Below are 17258 nucleotides of genomic sequence, written 5' to 3'. Positions count from 1 at the left end.
GGAAATCGAATTGGACGAAGGCGAATTTCTCCATTTAGATCTAAGCGTCTGTGACAAACACTCATTTGCTCCAATGCATCGACACAATGTCGACTTGGAGCGCGTGCAGCGATGTCATTTGGGTAATGACGAAGAGCCGATGGAGTTCGACGAAAATTCGATTGCGCAAATGCTACAAAAAATCGCTGATGATTTACGATGGAGGCCCGGAGCATTTGAGCTGAGGGCGTTGGCAAATGCCTTGAGGGGTGAGGATGCTCACCACAAATTGATTCTTAAACAGGCGCAACGCGGCACTTGGCGCTCTCCATCAGATGAGCACTCCCGCCGACGGCAAGAGATTGCATGGATCGTTAGGCTAGGTCGGCTAGAAAAGCAGGGATGGCAAACCGATGCAGCGATACACCGAATTGCAGAAACCACTGGCAACAGTGTCTCGAGTGTTTACGCGCGCATCGCCGGTCAGCGGAAATGGCAGATTGATATGGTTGAAGCTACAAAATCCGTCAGCACACTTGGTAAGCTCGGCAAATCTAAGCGGGATTCTCCAGATTAAAAATTTTGCATTTGGAGCGGCATTTTCTCGCAATCGCCCTGTAAAATTATATTCCTAGCAGCTCCCCGGCACTCGCTGGGGACGGCACGGCGGACCGTGCAGCGCAGCTAGGAAAACCCAATATGGAAATGCCCGAACTGATAACCGTGGCGGACTTTTGCGAACGCTACTCCATCGGCAAGACCTCGTTTTATCGCGAAAAAAATGCTGGACGCTTGAAAACGCGCAAATTCGGCACGGCCACACGCATTGCACGCGCCGATGCAGAGGCATGGGCCGACAGCTTACCTCTCAGCACAGGGGATGTCTCATGATGGACAATGTTGTACCGCCAGAAAAAGGAAAGGCCCCCTTCGCGGCAACGACAGGGGGCCAGCCGAAAACTGTGGAAGCCAACGGCAATAGCCTTATCGTCTATGATAGCAAAGCTGGCAACCGAATTGTCGCCTTTCGCGCGGCGGACGGTGCCACCTACAGCTATCGCGGAAAGCGCGGGCGCGTGCTCGCCATGCTGGTCAAGAGGCCGGGAGGCGTAACGCAGCACGATACCTACCCGTGGCATACGCGGCTGGGCGGCACGATCCATGCATTGCGCCAAGACGGCCTAAGTATATCGACAGAGATTGTAGGTCGCTATCGCCATGCCCGCTATCGGCTGGCAACTCCCGGGTGCCTGTTAAAACAGCGAAGTGCCAGGGAGAGCGGCCAATGAGCGCGCGCGACGGCTTCACAGCTCCCCCGGTCTGGGTATTGGCCAAATATGATGGGCTACTTATCGCTGGTGAGCGCGAGTTTAAGGGGAGGCAATTTTTCGAATTCCGGCTCTGGGCTGGCGAGCATGGCGACAAGGCAACGGCGAAAGGCGTGACAATGCCGATAGAGGCCGTTCCAGACCTAGCGCGGGCATTGACGGCATACGCTGCCACGATTGCGCCAAGCGGGCCTGAAATCGGCTCCTAGAGCCTGGAAGCGGGGCGGATCAATCCAGCCGGATAATGCCGCCCCGTTTCGACAATCTTGAAACTTCACCGCAATGGCCAGAAACGCATCCCCGCGCGCCGATGTCGCTTGTTTGATAACGGCGGAAAACGGGCGCTTGCCCGACACTGGCACGGCGCTTGCAAACTATAGTCCTACTTCTAGTTGCGACCTTGCCCAGCCGAATGGAGGCCAACGGGGCACATGGGGCGGTGCCCGCAATCGTACTGACAGGGTGAGCTATGGCCTGAGTGATAAGCAGGTCTTAGCTTTGATGGAGGCGGCACAATTTGCATTCGATACGGGCCGCGTATTTCAGCGACACTGGACGGTCCATTATGGAAAGGCTGGTATCCAGCCGAGCGACGCAATGCGGTTTATCGGCAAGCTCCTGGACCTAATTGGAAAGCAGGCGCGGCGCGAAGGCGGGCGCGTGTCGGCAATCTGGGTGAGAGAGTGCGCCAGCGGCAAGGGCGAGCACGTGCATATCCTGTTGCACCTGCCAACCGGAATGAATCTGAGAAACCGCACACGGCGCTGGATCAAGCAAGCTGGTGGGCAATATCGGGCCGGTGTCAGCAAAGTGACATTGATCGGTGGGCGATTGCCTAAAATAGGCGAAAATAGAGAACAGCGGCAGGTTGCGAATGCCGAAAACGTGGCGCGCTACATGATGAAAGCGGCAAGTGGTGATACGGGCGTATTGTTAAACCTGCCCCGGCATGGCGAAGGCGGGCGGATTATTGGCAAGCGGTGCGGCACAACCAATGATCTTAACGACAAAAGAGCTAAGCGCAGCACATTGATTGATCCAATTTAGGGTGTTGAATGACCTAGGCCGCTATTACTTGCGAGCCTTGGAGGCTGCGAATGCGGACGAAAACGAGCCCTGGTATGTGCAAAATGACGACCCTAGCGCAGTGACATTGGAGCATATTCTACCAACAAACGCAGACGCTCAAGACTGGAAGCAATTCGATGAAGAGGATCGGCGACGCTTTACGAAGCGATTGGGAAATCTCTGCCTACTTACAAAGAGTGGCAATGAATCTGCGGGCAACCTTCCGTTTGAGTCAAAAACCGCAACATATACATCTTCGCCATATGCCTTAACCAACGAAGTTGGCGCATATGGCGCTTGGACTTCAAAAGAAATCGAGGCGCGACAAGCAAGGCTATCCACCTTGGCTTTGAAGGCTTGGCCGATTTAATTGCCTTGGACAGGCTTACAAACGAGCGAGGAAAGATGGAACCGTTCCGAATTGTAATCCTACGCTCGCAAGCTAACGTTCGCCTTTCTTTCGTCGCGTTCCATTTGCTGGATTCCCCAATTGATTTAGGAAAATATCTGGCGGAGATTCCAGCAGACTCTTAGGTTGGCAGCATGGGCGGATATGGTTCTGGACGAAATGGCGGAAGGCCAATTGCCGAGCATTGCTTGCGGATCGATCTGGCGTGGATGCTGCGCAGGAATTTTGCATGCGAGGGACGCGACACTAGCGGCACTTTGAATTGGACTTGTCGCGGCTCTCCCAGCGGATCTGACGTGACCCCCAGCTTTCCCCCAGCTGGGATTAGAGCCGGGCGGTTGTTTTGCGCATCAGCGCGGTTGAAGCAATGGGCTGCGTAGCGGAGCCCGTAGGGCGTAGCGAAGCAGGCCATTGCTTATCCAGTTCAGCGGCGAACGCCGCCGGTGTTGCGTAACCGAGAGACGAGTGTGGTCGCTCCCGATTGTAGTCTTCGACCCAGGCCGCGATCTCGACACGGGCATGGGCCATACTCAAGAACAGCGTCTCGTTGAGCAGTTCGTCCCGCATCCGGCCATTGAAGCTCTCGACATAGCCATTCTGCATCGGCCTTCCGGGCGCGATGTAATGCCACTCCACGCCGACCTCGCCGCACCATGCCAGCACAGCGTTGCTGGTGAGCTCGGTGCCATTGTCGCTGACGATCATGCCTGGCTTGCCGCGCTGTTCGATCAGTGCGGTCAGCTCGCGAACGACACGGCGACCAGAGATCGAGGTGTCCGGCACCGCTGCCAGGCACTCCCGGGTCACGTCATCGACCACGTTGAGCACCCGGAACCGTCTTCCCGAAGCCATCTGGTCGTGAACAAAGTCCAGGCTCCAGCGCTGGTTCGGCAGCGCCAGAACCGGAGCAGGTGCCCTTGTGCCAACAGCACGCCTGCGGCTACGTCGTCGCCTGACCGCCAAGCCTTCCTCACGGTAGAGCCTCTGGGTCTTCTTGCGGTTGATCATGATCCCCTCCCGGCGCAGCAGGATATGCAGACGGCGATAGCCGAACCGGCGACGCTGGTTGGCCAGCTCGCGCAGCTTCTCACGCAGATCGACGTCATCGTCCCGGGTGGAACGGTAACGCACGCTCTTGCGATCAGCATCGATGACACGGCACGCCCGCCGCTCGCTCATCCCATGGCACGCCTGGAGATGAGCAACAGCTTCCCGCTGCGCGGCGGGCGTCAAAACTTTTTTGCCAGAAGATCCTTCAACGCCGCCTTGTCCAGCATCGCATCGGCCAGCAAACGCTTCAGCTTCGCGTTCTCGCTCTCCAGCTCCTTCAGCCGCCGGGCATCGGACACTTCCATCCCGCCATACTTCGACTTCCAGTTGTAGATCGTCGCTTCAGATACACCGTGCCGACGGGCAAGGTCAGCGGTCTTGGCTCCCGCCTCCGCTTCCTTCAGCACGCCAATGATCTGCTCTTCTGAAAACCTCGTTCTCTTCATCTCGTCCGTCCTTCTGTCAGGGCCGGACTCTAATCCAACTTGGAGGAAAATCAGGGGGTCACGTCAGATCGATTGGCTATCGCGCCCACCTATCCCAGCCGGGAAGCGAGCGGCTGGAATTGATCTATACGCGGGGCAAAGACGATGATGCCGAGCAAGTGCGCCAAACTGTGACGCTGTGCCACACAGTCCCGCACTATGGCGGCAAGCGTTGGTGGATGATTTGCCCCTATCGCGGCATTCGCGTTGGCAAGCTCTACATTCCCCCCGGTGGCGACAGGTTCGCATCACGCAAAGCTTGGCGGTTGGGCTATCAATCGCAACGCGATACGCCGCGAGATGTGCCATTCGAGCGGCTTTTCAGATTGCAGGAAAAGCTGGGATGCGAGCGCGGCTGGGGCCAGTATCCGAGAAAGCCCAAAGGCATGTGGTGGCGGACCTACTGGCAGCACATGGAACGCTTCGGTAAATTGGATGCCGAGTGCAGCTCCGAGATGATGAATTGGATTGGGCAGCTTTCCAAGCAGTCAGAATAACACGCGTGTTTCGCACGATACCCCAATCGCGGAAGATCTGAGAACGATGTGTCTCTAAAATGGTTTAAGCATTTAACTTCTTTGCAATCTTTCAAATATAGGTAACTTCCAAACTGTTATGCGCAGGGGGCGTATGGCAACAATAGGACTTATCTATGAAATTTTCGACATGCGTGACCATCGCTGCACTTTTGGGTGTGTGCACCATTCCAGCTTCTGCGCAAGACACGGCGCAGACCGTCGTGCCCACCTCGGCTGTCCCTGTATCCGCACCGATCCAGGAAGCGCCTACTGCTAACGCAGTGTTGCGTTCGGGAACACCTGTCCAGCTCCGCTTCATGGAAACTGTCACTACGAAGGATAAGGCTGCCAGTGTCGGCCAACGAGTCCAGATGGAGGTCGCCGCTCCCATAGAGGTCAACGGCGTAGTTGTAATTCCAGCAGGCAGTCCGGCATGGGGTGAAATAACCAGTGTGCGGAACAAGGGCATGTGGGGCAAGTCCGGCAAACTCGAAGGGCGCGCTCTCTTCGCGCGAGTAAATGGACGCCAAATCCGGCTATCCGGTACTTTCGATGACAAGGGCGTCACCGTCACCGCGGGGGTTGTGGGAGCGATTGCCTTGGTTCCCGTAGCAGGTTTTTTCATGACAGGCACCAGCGCCGAGTTGCCACTGGGCGGTGAAGTTGGTGCTTTCATTGACGAGGATGTTGAGTTGGCCATTGCTAACACTCAGCCAGGCCCGATGGTTGTCGGCGCTCCTGCACCTGCACCACAACCTGTCGTCGCAGCTGACGGTCAATAAAACGAGTAAGGCGCCGATGGTTGATTCTCGAGCCGTCGCCCGCCCCCTTAGCGTCCTAATTGCAGCCATCGCTTGGCTCAGCAAGTCCTGCGGAGCGGACAACTTTGCAAGCCATAGCGCTCTTAGCCTAGCCGGTAACACAGCGGCATTTCATTTTCGCAGCATAACGAAGGCGCGAACGTTCGGCGCTTCTTTCCCCGATGCGACCCTTGTCGATGGCACGGTTTCGTCAGCCTATGAATTAGCGAGGAGGAAGGGCAAATGAGCGGACTTGCGGCAATAATGTTGGCAATGCTAGCGCCTATCCCAGCCGAGCAAGCGACCTTTTCGATTTGCGGCACCGAGCGGCGCGTTACGTGTGTAGTGGATGGCGATACGTTTTGGCTGGATCGGGTGAAATACAGGATTGCAGATATCGACGCGCCAGAGGTGAGCAACCCGCAATGCCGTGCGGAGGCGGAAGCCGCTAGTCGCGCAACCGCTCGCCTCTTGGCTTTGCTCAATGCAGGACCGTCTGAATTGCATACGCAGGGTTTGGATCGTTATGGTAGGTCGCTAACAACGGTTTCGCGCAATGGTCGCTCGCTGGGTGCTGTGCTGGTGCAGGAAGGCTATGCAAGGCAATGGGGAGATAGGCGGGGATGGTGCTGAAGGAGGGCGGCTTGTGAAGTTTTACCACAAATCGATTTGGACTTGCTGTGCTGTATTGGCGCTTGGCGCATGCAGTGAGCAGAATTCGTCTTCGATTGAGTCTGAAGGGAATTCAGGGAAGGTGACGCTTTATCGTAATTCGGAACTGTTGAGAACAATGCGAATTCACTTCGCCACGTTCGACGCGCCGGAGAGTGAGGCCTTTAATTACGCGAATTGTCAGATGGCCGCGCGGTTGCTTAATGCGAACGTCAAAGCGGTGATGGAAAGCAACGGTTCCGAAGCTGAGCCATCAGTGGGGTTCTGGTGTGAGTTAGGGACAATGCAAGAAGATGAGCCCGTGCCAGCTAGCTTCGATTCCGAATATCCCACTGAGGTGTAGTGACATCATTATGGTGTGGTAAGATTCGTGGGAGTATTCAAGAGCCTTGCAAAAATATCAAGCTTTATCAGCCTTTAAGCGAAAACCTTAGGCGGACACCCTCTCCGCCACCGATCGTTTCGGGATTATCCAATACAAGCTTCGCGATTCAAGACATGGCGATGTGCGTTGGTGTACCTTCACTGCTTGATTGCGGTTACTCTCAGAACCGGTGATCTCTGTTCCTGTTTGGTAAATCAGATGCTCAGCGCGAGCTTTTCAACCTTGGTGTAAAAATTCGGCATGTCGGTTTGCGCTGTGGCGCGCTAACTACGGGTATAAGGATCAATTCAGGAGCATAGAATGCAAATCGATGGAATCGCAGCAATCGTCACCGGCGGAGCATCGGGGCTTGGTGCAGCTACTGCCAGCGCCCTTGCTGCCCAAGGGGCCAAGGTCACGATTTTCGATCTGAATGAAGAAGCAGGTGAAGAGCATGCGGCGAGTTTCGGAGGCCGGTTTTCCAAGGTCGATGTGTCAAGTGAAGACAGCGTGACACAAGCACTCGATGCAGCAGAACAAGCGCATGGCACGGCGCGGATTCTGGTCAATTGCGCCGGGATTCTCGGGTCCAAGAAGGCGGTAGGCAAGCATTTCGTGCCGCATGACATGGCGAGCTTTCGCAAGGCGGTAGAGATCAATCTTGTCGGGACCTTCCTTACCAGTTCCCGTTTTGCGGCACGGCTTCAGCAGGCAGAGCCGCTGGGTGAAGAGCGGGGCCTGATTGTCAACACCGCCTCGGTTGCTGCATTCGATGGACAGATCGGCCAGCCTGCCTATGCCGCTTCAAAGGCGGGCATTGTTGGTATGACCCTGCCGTTGGCGCGCGAATTTGCCCGTGATCAGATTCGCGTCATGGCCATCGCACCGGGCATTTTCTGGACACCGATGCTGGCGGGCCTGCCGGATGCCGCATTGGACTCTCTCGGCCAGATGGTCCCGCATCCCGCACGCCTTGGCAAGCCAGAAGAATATGCTGATCTTGTTGTGGCCATTGCGGGCAATCCCATGCTTAATGGCGAAGTCATCCGGCTCGATGGCGCGATCAGAATGGCGCCCAAGTGATGATTGGGAAAAATCCATCGCCGCGCACAAAGGGAGGGTTGGACAATGGCTGGCAAGTTTTTTGAGCAATGGGAAGTGGGTGAGAAGATTGCCCATGAAATCCGGCGCACAGTGACGGAAACGGATAATCTGCTCTTTTCCACCATGACGCATAATCCGCAGCCGCTTCACCTCGATCTTGAGGTAGCCAAGGCAAGCGAGTTCGGGCAAATATTGGTCAATGGCACCTTCACCTTTTCCCTCATGGTAGGCCTGACGGTAGCAGACACTACGATTGGCACGCTGGTTGCCAATCTGGGGTATGACAAGCTGCGGCACCCCAACCCGACATTCCTTGGCGACACGTTGAGAGCCGAAACTGACGTGGTGGAGAAGCGTCAGAGCAAATCGCGGCCGGGATCGGGCATTGTGACGTTTCAGCACCGCTTGCTCAACCAGCGTGACGAAGTGGCATGTGAGTGCCTGCGCATGGCTCTTATACAGGGTGCCGAAGCGTGAAGATGCGAAGCCTTTTGTTTGTCCCCGCCGATCGGCCAGAACGCTATCTCAGGGCAGCCCAAAGCGGAGCTGACGCGATCATCATCGATCTTGAGGATTCGGTGTCACCTGCCAATAAACAGGCGGGCCGCGAAAGTGTGGCGGACTTCTTGCAAACTGCAAGTGAAACGCCGGTAATTGTCCGGGTCAACCCGCTCGATAGCGGAGAAACTGCCGCCGATCTTGCCGCAATCCTGCCACAGCCACCTGATGCGGTGATGCTGCCCAAGGCTGAAGGCGCGGCGAGCGTTCAAAGGCTGGTGCACCTTATGGATGGCGCGCAGATGCCCGTTATTCCTATCGGAACAGAGACACCCGCGGCGATATTCGAACTTGGCACCTATCGCGATGTGAAAACGCCAATGATCGGCCTGACCTGGGGCGCGGAGGATTTGCCGGCTGCGATCGGGGCGACATCTGCGCGCGAACCGGACGGCAAATACACTCCGCCCATCGAAACGGCGCGCAGCCTCATTCTGTTTGCTGCCCATGCCGCAGGCGTGCCTGCCATAGAGACCGTTTATCCCGATATTCGCGATCTGGAAGGTCTTGCCGCCTATGCTGCGCGCGGTCGGCGTGACGGGTTTTCGGGCATGATGGCAATCCACCCGGCACAAGTCGACGTGATCAATCATGCCTTCACTTCAACGCAGGAGGAGGTCGCGCGCGCGCGCGCGATCATCGACGCGTTCGAGCAGAATCCCGGCGCGGGGACGCTGCAGCTTGATGGCAGGATGATCGATCGACCGCATCTGCTGCAGGCCCGTCGATTGCTGGGAGAAAGCTGACCGCTGCGACGGTCTGGCTGTTCGGGCGTAAGAATTGGATGGCTTTGCAAACGACCAAGGCGCGGTCTGGAAACACGCGTTCGAACACGGGTGGCGTGGACAGCTTCGCCGCGCGAATCAGTGGAAATACGCATGCATTTCATGCTGAAAAAGCTCGCCGGAACAGACATTGGTTCAGCCTGTCGCCGTGTCCATTGCACCTTTGCCCTATAGCGGTATGTAGGGATGTCCTTTCATTTGATACGGGTTTCCAATGCTTCGCACATTCTCGCTTGTTCTCGCGTCCAGTCTCCTTGCCAGCACTGCCTATGCGCAGGTCCAGCCGCCAGCTGATCAGGCACAGCCGCCAGAGGAAACGGAAGTCACCGAAGACGAGAATACACGCACAGCGCCTCCCGCTGATCCAGCACCCGGGCAATCTGTAGAAACCGAGGCGGCTCCCGAGGCTGAAACCGCAGAAGCTGACGATGGGGCGTGGGATGTCAACAACCCGCCCGGAGCGATCATATCGCAGGTGCCCATTCAGGTGGATGAAGGCACGTGGATGGATATTGATGTCTCTCCTGACGGATCGACCATCGCCTTCTCCTTGCTCGGCGATATCTACACCATGCCGATCAGCGGCGGCACGCCCACGCGCATTGCTGAAGGGCTTGCCTGGGAAGTGCATCCGCGCTTTTCGCCTGATGGTAGCCGTATTGCTTTCACATCCGACCGGGGGGGCGGGGACAATATCTGGTTGATGAATGCGAATGGGGCGGACAAGCGCCAGTTGACCGATGAGGATTTCCGCCTCCTCAACCAGCCCACATGGTCGCCTGACGGGCAGTTTATCGCGGCGAAAAAGCATTTTACCACCGGCCGCTCGCTCGGCACCGGTGAAGTATGGCTCTACCATGTTTCGGGCGGGAGCGGCGTGCAACTGGTGGAACGGCCCAATGAACAGCACCAGAAGGAACTGGGCGAGCCAATCTATGCGCCCGATGGCCGTGCCATATATTACACTCGCAACATCACTCCTGGTTCCACCTTCATCTATGCGCAGGATTCCAATCAGGACCTGTTCAATATCGAACGCTATGATCTTGCATCGGGCGAGATAACGACGGCTGTCTCAGGCTTGGGAGGGGCGGTCCGCCCTACGCCTTCGCCCGATGGTGAAATGATCGCTTTTGTGCGGCGCGAAAACCTGCAGTCTGGCCTTTATGTCCGCAATATCGCGACTGGCGCAGAACGGCGTATTTATGATGATCTGGACCGTGACGTGCAGGAAACCTGGGCTGTTACGGGGGTCTATCCAAACATGGGCTGGACGCCCGACAGCCGTTCCATCGTATTTTGGGCAGGGGGCAAGATCCGCCGCATCAATGCGGATGGATCGAACCTGGCAGAGATTCCTTTCAGCGTGAACGATACGCGCAGCGTGCTCACAGCGCCGCATCCGCGCATCCCCGTCATCGCAGACCAGGTCGATGTGACGATGCCGCGTTTCGCCTCTGTGTCTCCTGATGGACGCACAGTCGTGTTTGAAAGCCTTGGCAAGCTTTACACCATGCCCGCCGGGGGCGGGAGCATGCGCCGCCTTACCAGAGAAGGCGGCAATGCCCGCGAAATGTATCCAAGCTGGTCGCGCGATAGTGATCAGATTGTCTATGTGCACTGGACCGATGACGGACTAGGTGAAATTCGCATCATGGGTGCGAATGGGCGCAACATGCGCACGATCACCAGCCAGCCGGGCCATTACGCGCGTCCGCAATTTTCTCCCGATGGCCGCAGCGTGGTCTTTGAAAAAGGCGAAGGCGGCTACCTCACCGCTCCTGAATACAGCAGCAATCCGGGTGTTTACCGCGTGGCTGCAACAGGCGGTACGCCAGTGCTGGTCAGCCGTGATCATGCGCAGCCGCATTTCGGCGCCGCGAATGATCGAATCTTCATGACCGGAAGCGAAGGCGGCTCGCAAATGCTCGTCTCTACCGATCTCAACGGACAGGACGCTCGCACCCACGCAACCGGAGAAATGGTGACGGGCTATCACGTATCTCCCACCGGAAAATTCGTTGCCTTCACCGAGAATTACGATGCTTTCGTTATGCCGCTGATGCCGGGCGGGCAGACTGTCAGCGTTTCAGGCAGCGGAGGCAATCTGCCTGTTGTCGAAGTGTCCGATTCAGCCGCGGATTTTGTCCATTGGGCAAGCGGTGGCGAACGGTTGCACTGGTCGCTTGGGCCGGTGCTCTACGCCGCCAATCTCGCCAATCTATTTCCTTCCGCACCACCCGCTGAAGGGGAGGAGCGCGCCAGCTTTACCCCGCCAACAAGCGGGATTTCCATGCTGCGCACTGTCCAGGCTGACAGGCATGATGGCGCACTTGCGATCACCGGCGCACGCATCATCACCATGGCGGGCGAAGATGGCGGAGTAATCGAAAACGGCACCATTCTGATTGACGGCGACATCATTTCCGCAGTCGGACCTGCAGCAGAAATCGTCATTCCGGCTGGCACGCCGACACTCGATGCAAGCGGTCGCACAATCATGCCGGGAATCGTAGATGCCCATGCGCATGGACCGGTATCGGCAGATGGCGTGGTGCCCCAGCAGAACTGGAGCCTGATGCAGGCGCTGGCGCTGGGCACGACCACTATTCATGATCCTTCCAGCGATTCGCCCTTCTTCGTGGCCGAAGATATGCAGCGCACCGGCATGATCCTTGCGCCGCGCATGTTTTCGACCGGACGCATCATTTATGGCGCGCGTAATCCCTATGCCTATGCCCAGATAGACTCGCTTGACGATGCGCTGGATCATGTCCGCCGCCTGCGCGCAGAAGGCGCGTCCAGCGTGAAGAACTACAATCAGCCCCGGCGTGAACAACGGCAGATGGTGGTCGAGGCGGCACGCCGCGAAAACATGCTCGTGGTGGCAGAAGGCGGGTCACTCTTCGGTATGGACCTGAACCTGATAGCCGATGGCAATTCGACGTTGGAGCACAATATTCCGGTCGAGTTTCTTTACGAGGATGTCCTGCAGTTCATGGCGCAGGCCAACACCAACTACACGCCGACGCTGGTTGTCGGCTATGGTGGTCTTGCAGGCGACCCGTATTGGCGGCAGGCGACCAATGTCTTCGAGCAGCCTCTGCTCAATGCCCATACGCCCCCGGCAATCCTGCGGGCTGGCAATGCGCGCCGCACCACGGCGCCCGAAGGCGATTTCGTTGATGACGATGTCGCGCGTGAAGCAAAGAAGCTCTCGGATCGCGGCGTCATCGTATCCATCGGAGCCCATGGCCAGCAGGCCGGCATCGCCGCGCATTGGGAGATCTGGTCCTTCGTGCGCGGCGGGATGACCCCGCTCGAAGCATTGCAGACAGCCACGATTTCGGCCGCGCGTTCGCTGGGCATGGATAGTGAGATTGGCTCGCTCGAAACTGGCAAACTGGCTGATCTCGTGATCCTTGCCGGCAATCCGCTGGACAATATCCGCAGCACTGAACAGGTCGAGACAGTTGTCCTTGGTGGACGCGCCTATGATGCCCGGACGCTGAATGAAACCGCCACGGGAGATGCTCGTCGCGCACCCTATTGGTGGGAGGACTAGGCGCGCAGGCCGTCTGCGGGCCTTGCTTCCGCTTTGTGGGCAGCTAGAACCATGAGGGTGAAACGTGATGGTATCTTCACATCGGACCCGCTTGCGCTGGACGTCATTGCGACGAACCCCATTGCATCGGTGGTGAGTAATCCTCGTCTGCCGGACAATCCGATAATTGCCTGCAATCAGGCATTTGTCGACCTGACACGATATGGCGAAGAAGAAATCCTGGGGCGCAATTGCCGATTTCTTGCAGGATCGGGGACGGAGCCGTGGCTAACTGACGCTATTCGTAAAGGCGTGCAGCAGAGAAAATCCGTGCTGGTTGAAATCCTCAACTACAAAAAGGATGGAACGCCATTTCGCAATGCCGTGGTCGTTGCGCCAATTTTCGACGAACGCAATGAATTGGTATATTTCCACGGTTCGCAAGTGGAACTGGAAGAGGGGGCCGAAGCGCCGATGCTCACCCGCCGGGTGCGTGCTGCGGAGAAGGTCAAGACCTTGTCAAAACGCCAGCATGAAGTGCTGACTATGGTTGCAGGCGGGCTGCGCAACAAGCAGATCGCTTACGAGCTTGGTCTGTCTGAAAAGACGATCAAGATGCATCGCGGTCTGGCGATGGAAAAACTCGGCGCGCGTAGCAGCGCAGACATGATCCGGCTGGCCGTCGAAGCGGGAATATAGTTTAATGCTCGCCGATTCAGATGTTTCCAGTCGATACGGCTTTAAGGCCAGCTTTCGCCAATTCTTACCATCTCATATCCCCTTACTGCACCGCAATCGGATTAGCGGGGTGCTTACTCCAGCCCTGTGAAGCCATTCAGAATTGTCCGATTGCGGTGTTCTTTTCTGACAATCAGACGCGTCAATTCCCGATCCGCGGTCTTTGGTCCGGTCCGATACTGTAAAGTATATCGGCGCGATCGGGCATTTCTGTAAGGATATGGCGCGTCAGCCGCTCGTAGTGGGAGATGAAGCGCACCAGCGCCTCTTCATCCATCAGGCCGGGGCCTATCGGATTGAGATCTGCCAGCTTCTGTTCCTGCAAGCGACGATTGGCGAGCACGGAATCGAAACTGTCGACCTTCAGCATCACCAGCAGATCGATCAGGCCGAAAAGCTGTTTGTAATCTTCTCCCAGCCAGTGATTGACCAGCGTCCGCCAGGTCCACTCTGGGTCTTCCTCGGCTTCCAGCAAATTAATCGGGCGGGCAAGGGCTGAGGCCTTCTCCGGCACGGCGCCGATACACCAGCCTTCAAAAAGCAGGACGTCGACTGGCCCTGAGACACGGGTGACGTCGTTGGAGCGATCATCACAGGACTTGTCAAAGTGTGGTATTTCAAATTCGCGGCCTGCCAGAACGGCTTCGATGATGGAAAATCCCATCGCCACCGCATGGGTTCCGGGCACACCCCGTGTTTCAAACAGTGGGTGGACTTCGGCTGCCAGTTGCAGTCGCTCTGCCTGTGTGAGGTAGAGATCATCAAGCGCAAGCGTCATTGCGCGCAGACCCCGTTGTTTCAGCAACACCTCAAGAAATTTGCAAAGCGTGCTCTTGCCCGTGCCCTGCGCCCCGTTGATACCAACAATCAGAGGTTTGCGGTTGGCTGCGGCACGCGCAATGCGTGTGGCCAGCGGTTTCCAATGCATCTCCACGACCTCGGCATAATCGGCGGGCAGCCGCTCTGCCGCTATCAGCAATTCGACAGGATCGCTCATGCGAGGTCGCCCAGAAGATCCGAACCGAGCGCGAGCAATATGCGTGTATCGATGCCCAGGCCGCCTGCACGAAAATCAGCGACGGTCTGCGCCAGATCCGCCAGCTTGACGCGGTGAACCGTAATGTCCTCACCTTCAACGCCGCCGCCGGGGCCGGTCTTCGTAAGTCCGCTTGCCCTGAGCAGGGTAAAGCTCTCGTCAGTCATGCCGGGGGATGAATAAAATTCGCCGATCACTGCCCAATGCGCGGCGCAATAGCCGGTTTCTTCCTCCAGTTCACGCTGTGCCGCGCGCAGCGGATCGTCATCGCTTCCGCCATCATCATCCCCGATCAACCCTGCTGGCAGTTCGAGGCATCGCCGGCCCAGCGCAACGCGATATTGTTCCACCAATACAATTTCACCGTCTTCCATCGCCAGGATTACAGCGGCGCGGATATCGCCGCTGCGGCTGACATATTCCCAGCGACCGCGGGTCTTGGCGGTGATCCATTTGCCTTCCCAGGCAATACGCTCTGGCGCGTCCATGTCGGGTATCGTCATGCAGACGGCGCTAACCGAGCGTCAGACCTCGATCAAGCGATCTGGCAATTCGTTTTCGTCATCATCGGCGCGCGGGAAATGGGGCGACAATACCTTGCCCACGTCGCGCACGCCGACAGCGATACCTTCTGCGATACAGCCCTTGCGGATTTCGGCCAGCATGTCTGCCATGGCCTCTCCCCAGACTTCAGCCGGGACAAGATCGGCAATGGAATCGTCAGCAACAATTTCTGCACGGTGTTCGCGCATGGACAGGTAGAGCAACACGCCAGTCTTGCCCTGCGTGCGTCCCTCGGCACCGACTTTGAAATGGCGCACCGCGCGTTCATGCACGCGCTGGCGTTTGAGCGGAGTGGGCACGCAGGAAAAGCGCAGACGATCCCAACTGAGCATCAGCCAAACGGCAATAAATACGAGCAGCCCCAGGCCAATTGTCCAGGCAAGCACCCCGCCAAATGTGTGGTCCACGCCCCAGCCGCCCATCAGCCAGTCAATCCTGTCGAGCAGGACATTAGGGAAGGCAGCAAATATGCTCATTGCCGTGAAAGCCGCGGCTGCCGCCCACACAAGCACCACGTCATTATAGCTGTCGGACCTGTCAGCAATGACCGGCACGATCTCTCCGCTGGTGGAAAGTTCAGCCTCTGCCACCGCGTCGGAGACGAGCTTGTGTTGCGCTTCGTTGAGGAATGCCATCAGCCTGCCTTACCAACCACCCGACGCGCCGCCGCCGCCGGACATGCCACCGCCAAAGCCGCCGAAACCACCACCGCCGCCAAATCCGCCGCCGCCACCGAAGCCCCCGCCTCCGCCCCAGTCATCATGGTCCGAAAGACCGCGCGCGACTGCCTTGCCCGCTTCCCACAGCATGATGTCGCCAACCACTCCGCCGACCCCGCTGCGATAGCGCCGCCTGCGGCCACGGCCAGAAAACATGGGGATGACGAAGAAGAACAGGAGGAAGCCGATCCAGATTAGCGTACCGACGGGGAAACCGCCCTGACTGCGCTGGTTTTCAGCTGCGGCCTGGGCGGCTTCTTCAATGGCGATGGCGTCTTCCGGGGTTTCGGCAAGGTGTTGGAGAATGGCATTGACCCCTTGTGTCACCCCGCCATCAAAATCGCCCGCCTTGAAATGGGGGGAGATCACATTGTTAATGACGCGACCGGCCATGATGCCGCCGAAATACGGGTGGAGACCATAGCCGACTTCAATGCGCAATTCACGATCATCGCGCGAGATGAGCAGTAACAATCCGGTATCGCGCTCCGCCCCGCCTATGCCCCATTCGGCAAACATCGCAGTTGCGTAGGGCTCAATACTGGCACCGCCCAGATCGGGGACGGTTGCCACGACAATCGCATGGCCGGTGCGTGCATTATATTCCCGCAGCCGCCCGTCGAGATCGGCTTCTGTCGCGGCAGACAACATGTCTGCGCTATCCAGCACCGGCCCATCAGGGCGCGGCGGGAAGTCGTAATCCTGCGCCAATGTAGGGGCCGCCAAAATAGCGGCCCACGCCATCAGCATGGGCAGGATATTGCGCAAAAGGCTGTTCATGCCATGCCTCATCCTGCGGTCCGAACTCAGTCTTTTCCTCCGGTAATGTTGTTGAATTCAACATCGGGATTCTCTTCTGCGCCTTCTGCCGCTTCGAAATATTCAAGCGCTTCCGCGCCGTGGATGATGTTGGCACCAATCGAGGAAGGGAAGGTGCGAATTTCGGTGTTATAATCGCGCGCACTTTCATTGTAGCGACCGATTTCAGTATTGATCATGTTGTTGGCCTGCTCAATCTCCACCATCAGATCGGCGAAGCGCGCATTACTCTGCAGTTCGGGATAGGCCTCAACAATGGTCCGCAGCTGGCCGAGCGCTTGCGTCAACTGGTTCTGGGAATCCTGGAAACGTTGGAATTCCTCCGGATCGGACAGATCATCGGTAGTGATATTGATAGAGGTTGCGCGTGAGCGAGCCTCGACCACGCCGGTCAGAATATCTTCTTCCGATACCGCTGCAGCCTCTACAGTCGAAACCAAATTGGGAATGACATCAGAGCGCCGTTGAAGTGCTGCCTCTACATTGGCCCATTGGGCCTTTGCAGCCTCCTCCTTCGTGGGAACCGAGTTGATGCCGCAGGAGGCGAGGGCAAGGCTGCCCAGCACCAGTGTTGCCAGCATGGCGAGACGTTTGAACATGCGCGAAATCCTCCAGAACCTGTCAGGTGTGTTGCCTGTATAGCACGGTTAAGCTCGGATACAAGGCACGGGCAAGGAGTTATCGTTCCCATGCGCCTTGCAATCAGGGCAGTTGTCAG

21 protein-coding genes are annotated in these 17258 nt (G+C 57.5%); 15 read left to right on the top strand and 6 right to left on the bottom strand.

Translation table 11 applies throughout. The features are described from left to right. Positions 1-10: 10 nt before the first annotated feature. The 6 genes from CP97_RS11560 to CP97_RS16750 all read left to right on the top strand — a co-directional run bounded on the left by CP97_RS11560 (position 11) and on the right by CP97_RS16750 (position 2745). Positions 11-556, top strand: a complete 546-nt coding sequence (locus tag CP97_RS11560; RefSeq protein WP_149036465.1) for a hypothetical protein — start codon at positions 11-13, stop codon at positions 554-556. A gap of 122 nt (positions 557-678) precedes the next feature. Further along, entirely contained in the window at positions 679-870 is a 192-nt protein-coding gene (locus CP97_RS11555; RefSeq protein WP_063612429.1) for a helix-turn-helix domain-containing protein, read from the top strand. Beyond that, positions 867-1268 (top strand): hypothetical protein, encoded by a 402-nt coding sequence (locus tag CP97_RS11550; protein ID WP_048886071.1) that lies wholly within the window; start codon positions 867-869, stop codon positions 1266-1268. The genes CP97_RS11555 and CP97_RS11550 overlap by 4 nt, the downstream gene beginning before the upstream one ends. Then, entirely contained in the window at positions 1265-1516 is a 252-nt protein-coding gene (locus CP97_RS11545; RefSeq protein WP_048886070.1) for a hypothetical protein, read from the top strand. The genes CP97_RS11550 and CP97_RS11545 overlap by 4 nt, the downstream gene beginning before the upstream one ends. 292 nt (positions 1517-1808) lie before the next feature. Continuing rightward, positions 1809-2354, top strand: coding sequence for a hypothetical protein (locus CP97_RS11540; protein WP_048886069.1), 546 nt, complete (start codon positions 1809-1811; stop codon positions 2352-2354). Between the two features lies 1 nt (position 2355). Continuing rightward, entirely contained in the window at positions 2356-2745 is a 390-nt protein-coding gene (locus CP97_RS16750) for an HNH endonuclease family protein (RefSeq protein WP_048886068.1), read from the top strand. A gap of 363 nt (positions 2746-3108) precedes the next feature. Here the strand turns inward: CP97_RS16750 and CP97_RS11530 are convergent. Then, positions 3109-4280, bottom strand: a protein-coding gene (locus CP97_RS11530) for an IS3 family transposase (protein WP_149036385.1) whose coding sequence is annotated in 2 segments (ribosomal slippage) — positions 3109-4028 and positions 4028-4280 — 1173 coding nt in all. Because the reading frame shifts where the segments join, the coding sequence is not laid out codon by codon here. 119 nt (positions 4281-4399) lie between these two features. On the opposite strand from CP97_RS11530, the gene CP97_RS11520 reads away from it, so the two are divergent. The 9 genes from CP97_RS11520 (at position 4400) to CP97_RS11480 (ending at position 13363) form a co-directional block, all read left to right on the top strand. Next, entirely contained in the window at positions 4400-4816 is a 417-nt protein-coding gene (locus CP97_RS11520) for a hypothetical protein (protein WP_048886067.1), read from the top strand. Positions 4817-4971: 155 nt separating this feature from the next. Further along, positions 4972-5619: a hypothetical protein gene (locus CP97_RS11515; RefSeq protein WP_053106630.1), complete on the top strand. Its 648-nt coding sequence runs from the start codon at positions 4972-4974 to the stop codon at positions 5617-5619. Between the two features lie 261 nt (positions 5620-5880). Further along, on the top strand, positions 5881-6270 hold the full coding sequence (locus CP97_RS11510) for a thermonuclease family protein (RefSeq protein WP_048886066.1): 390 nt from the start codon (positions 5881-5883) through the stop codon (positions 6268-6270). A 13-nt stretch (positions 6271-6283) separates the two neighbouring features. Beyond that, the gene (locus CP97_RS16170; protein WP_149036464.1) at positions 6284-6652 is read left to right on the top strand and encodes a hypothetical protein; all 369 of its coding nucleotides are present in this window, start codon (positions 6284-6286) and stop codon (positions 6650-6652) included. A gap of 342 nt (positions 6653-6994) precedes the next feature. Beyond that, a complete protein-coding gene (locus CP97_RS11500; RefSeq protein ID WP_048886064.1) occupies positions 6995-7756 on the top strand; it encodes an SDR family NAD(P)-dependent oxidoreductase in 762 nt (253 codons plus the stop codon). A gap of 45 nt (positions 7757-7801) precedes the next feature. Then, positions 7802-8254, top strand: a complete 453-nt coding sequence (locus CP97_RS11495) for a MaoC family dehydratase (RefSeq protein WP_048886063.1) — start codon at positions 7802-7804, stop codon at positions 8252-8254. Further along, positions 8251-9081, top strand: coding sequence for an HpcH/HpaI aldolase/citrate lyase family protein (locus CP97_RS11490; RefSeq protein WP_048886062.1), 831 nt, complete (start codon positions 8251-8253; stop codon positions 9079-9081). Before CP97_RS11495 ends, CP97_RS11490 begins: the two co-directional genes overlap by 4 nt. A 253-nt stretch (positions 9082-9334) precedes the next feature. Beyond that, on the top strand, positions 9335-12685 hold the full coding sequence (locus tag CP97_RS11485; protein WP_048886061.1) for an amidohydrolase family protein: 3351 nt from the start codon (positions 9335-9337) through the stop codon (positions 12683-12685). 57 nt (positions 12686-12742) lie between these two features. Next, positions 12743-13363: a LuxR C-terminal-related transcriptional regulator gene (locus CP97_RS11480; RefSeq protein ID WP_227819594.1), complete on the top strand. Its 621-nt coding sequence runs from the start codon at positions 12743-12745 to the stop codon at positions 13361-13363. A 181-nt stretch (positions 13364-13544) separates the two neighbouring features. On the opposite strand, the gene CP97_RS11475 is transcribed toward CP97_RS11480, so the two are convergent. From CP97_RS11475 to CP97_RS11455, 5 genes are read right to left on the bottom strand one after another with little or no spacing between them, the layout of a single operon-like run. After that, positions 13545-14399 (bottom strand): hypothetical protein, encoded by an 855-nt coding sequence (locus CP97_RS11475; RefSeq protein ID WP_048886059.1) that lies wholly within the window; start codon positions 14397-14399, stop codon positions 13545-13547. Then, a complete protein-coding gene (locus CP97_RS11470) occupies positions 14396-14941 on the bottom strand; it encodes an NUDIX hydrolase (RefSeq protein WP_048886058.1) in 546 nt (181 codons plus the stop codon). The genes CP97_RS11475 and CP97_RS11470 overlap by 4 nt, the downstream gene beginning before the upstream one ends. A 21-nt stretch (positions 14942-14962) precedes the next feature. Further along, the gene (locus tag CP97_RS11465) at positions 14963-15637 is read right to left on the bottom strand and encodes a TPM domain-containing protein (protein WP_048886057.1); all 675 of its coding nucleotides are present in this window, start codon (positions 15635-15637) and stop codon (positions 14963-14965) included. Between the two features lie 9 nt (positions 15638-15646). Further along, positions 15647-16501, bottom strand: a complete 855-nt coding sequence (locus CP97_RS11460) for a TPM domain-containing protein (protein ID WP_063612428.1) — start codon at positions 16499-16501, stop codon at positions 15647-15649. A 26-nt stretch (positions 16502-16527) separates the two neighbouring features. Beyond that, entirely contained in the window at positions 16528-17139 is a 612-nt protein-coding gene (locus CP97_RS11455; protein WP_048886055.1) for a LemA family protein, read from the bottom strand. Between the last annotated feature and the right edge of the window lie 119 nt (positions 17140-17258).

Source organism: Aurantiacibacter atlanticus (genome assembly GCF_001077815.2).
Classification (GTDB): domain Bacteria; phylum Pseudomonadota; class Alphaproteobacteria; order Sphingomonadales; family Sphingomonadaceae; genus Alteraurantiacibacter; species Alteraurantiacibacter atlanticus.
The sequence above is the reverse complement of the archived record's forward strand: the minus strand, read 5'-3'. Positions and strand labels throughout refer to the sequence as shown.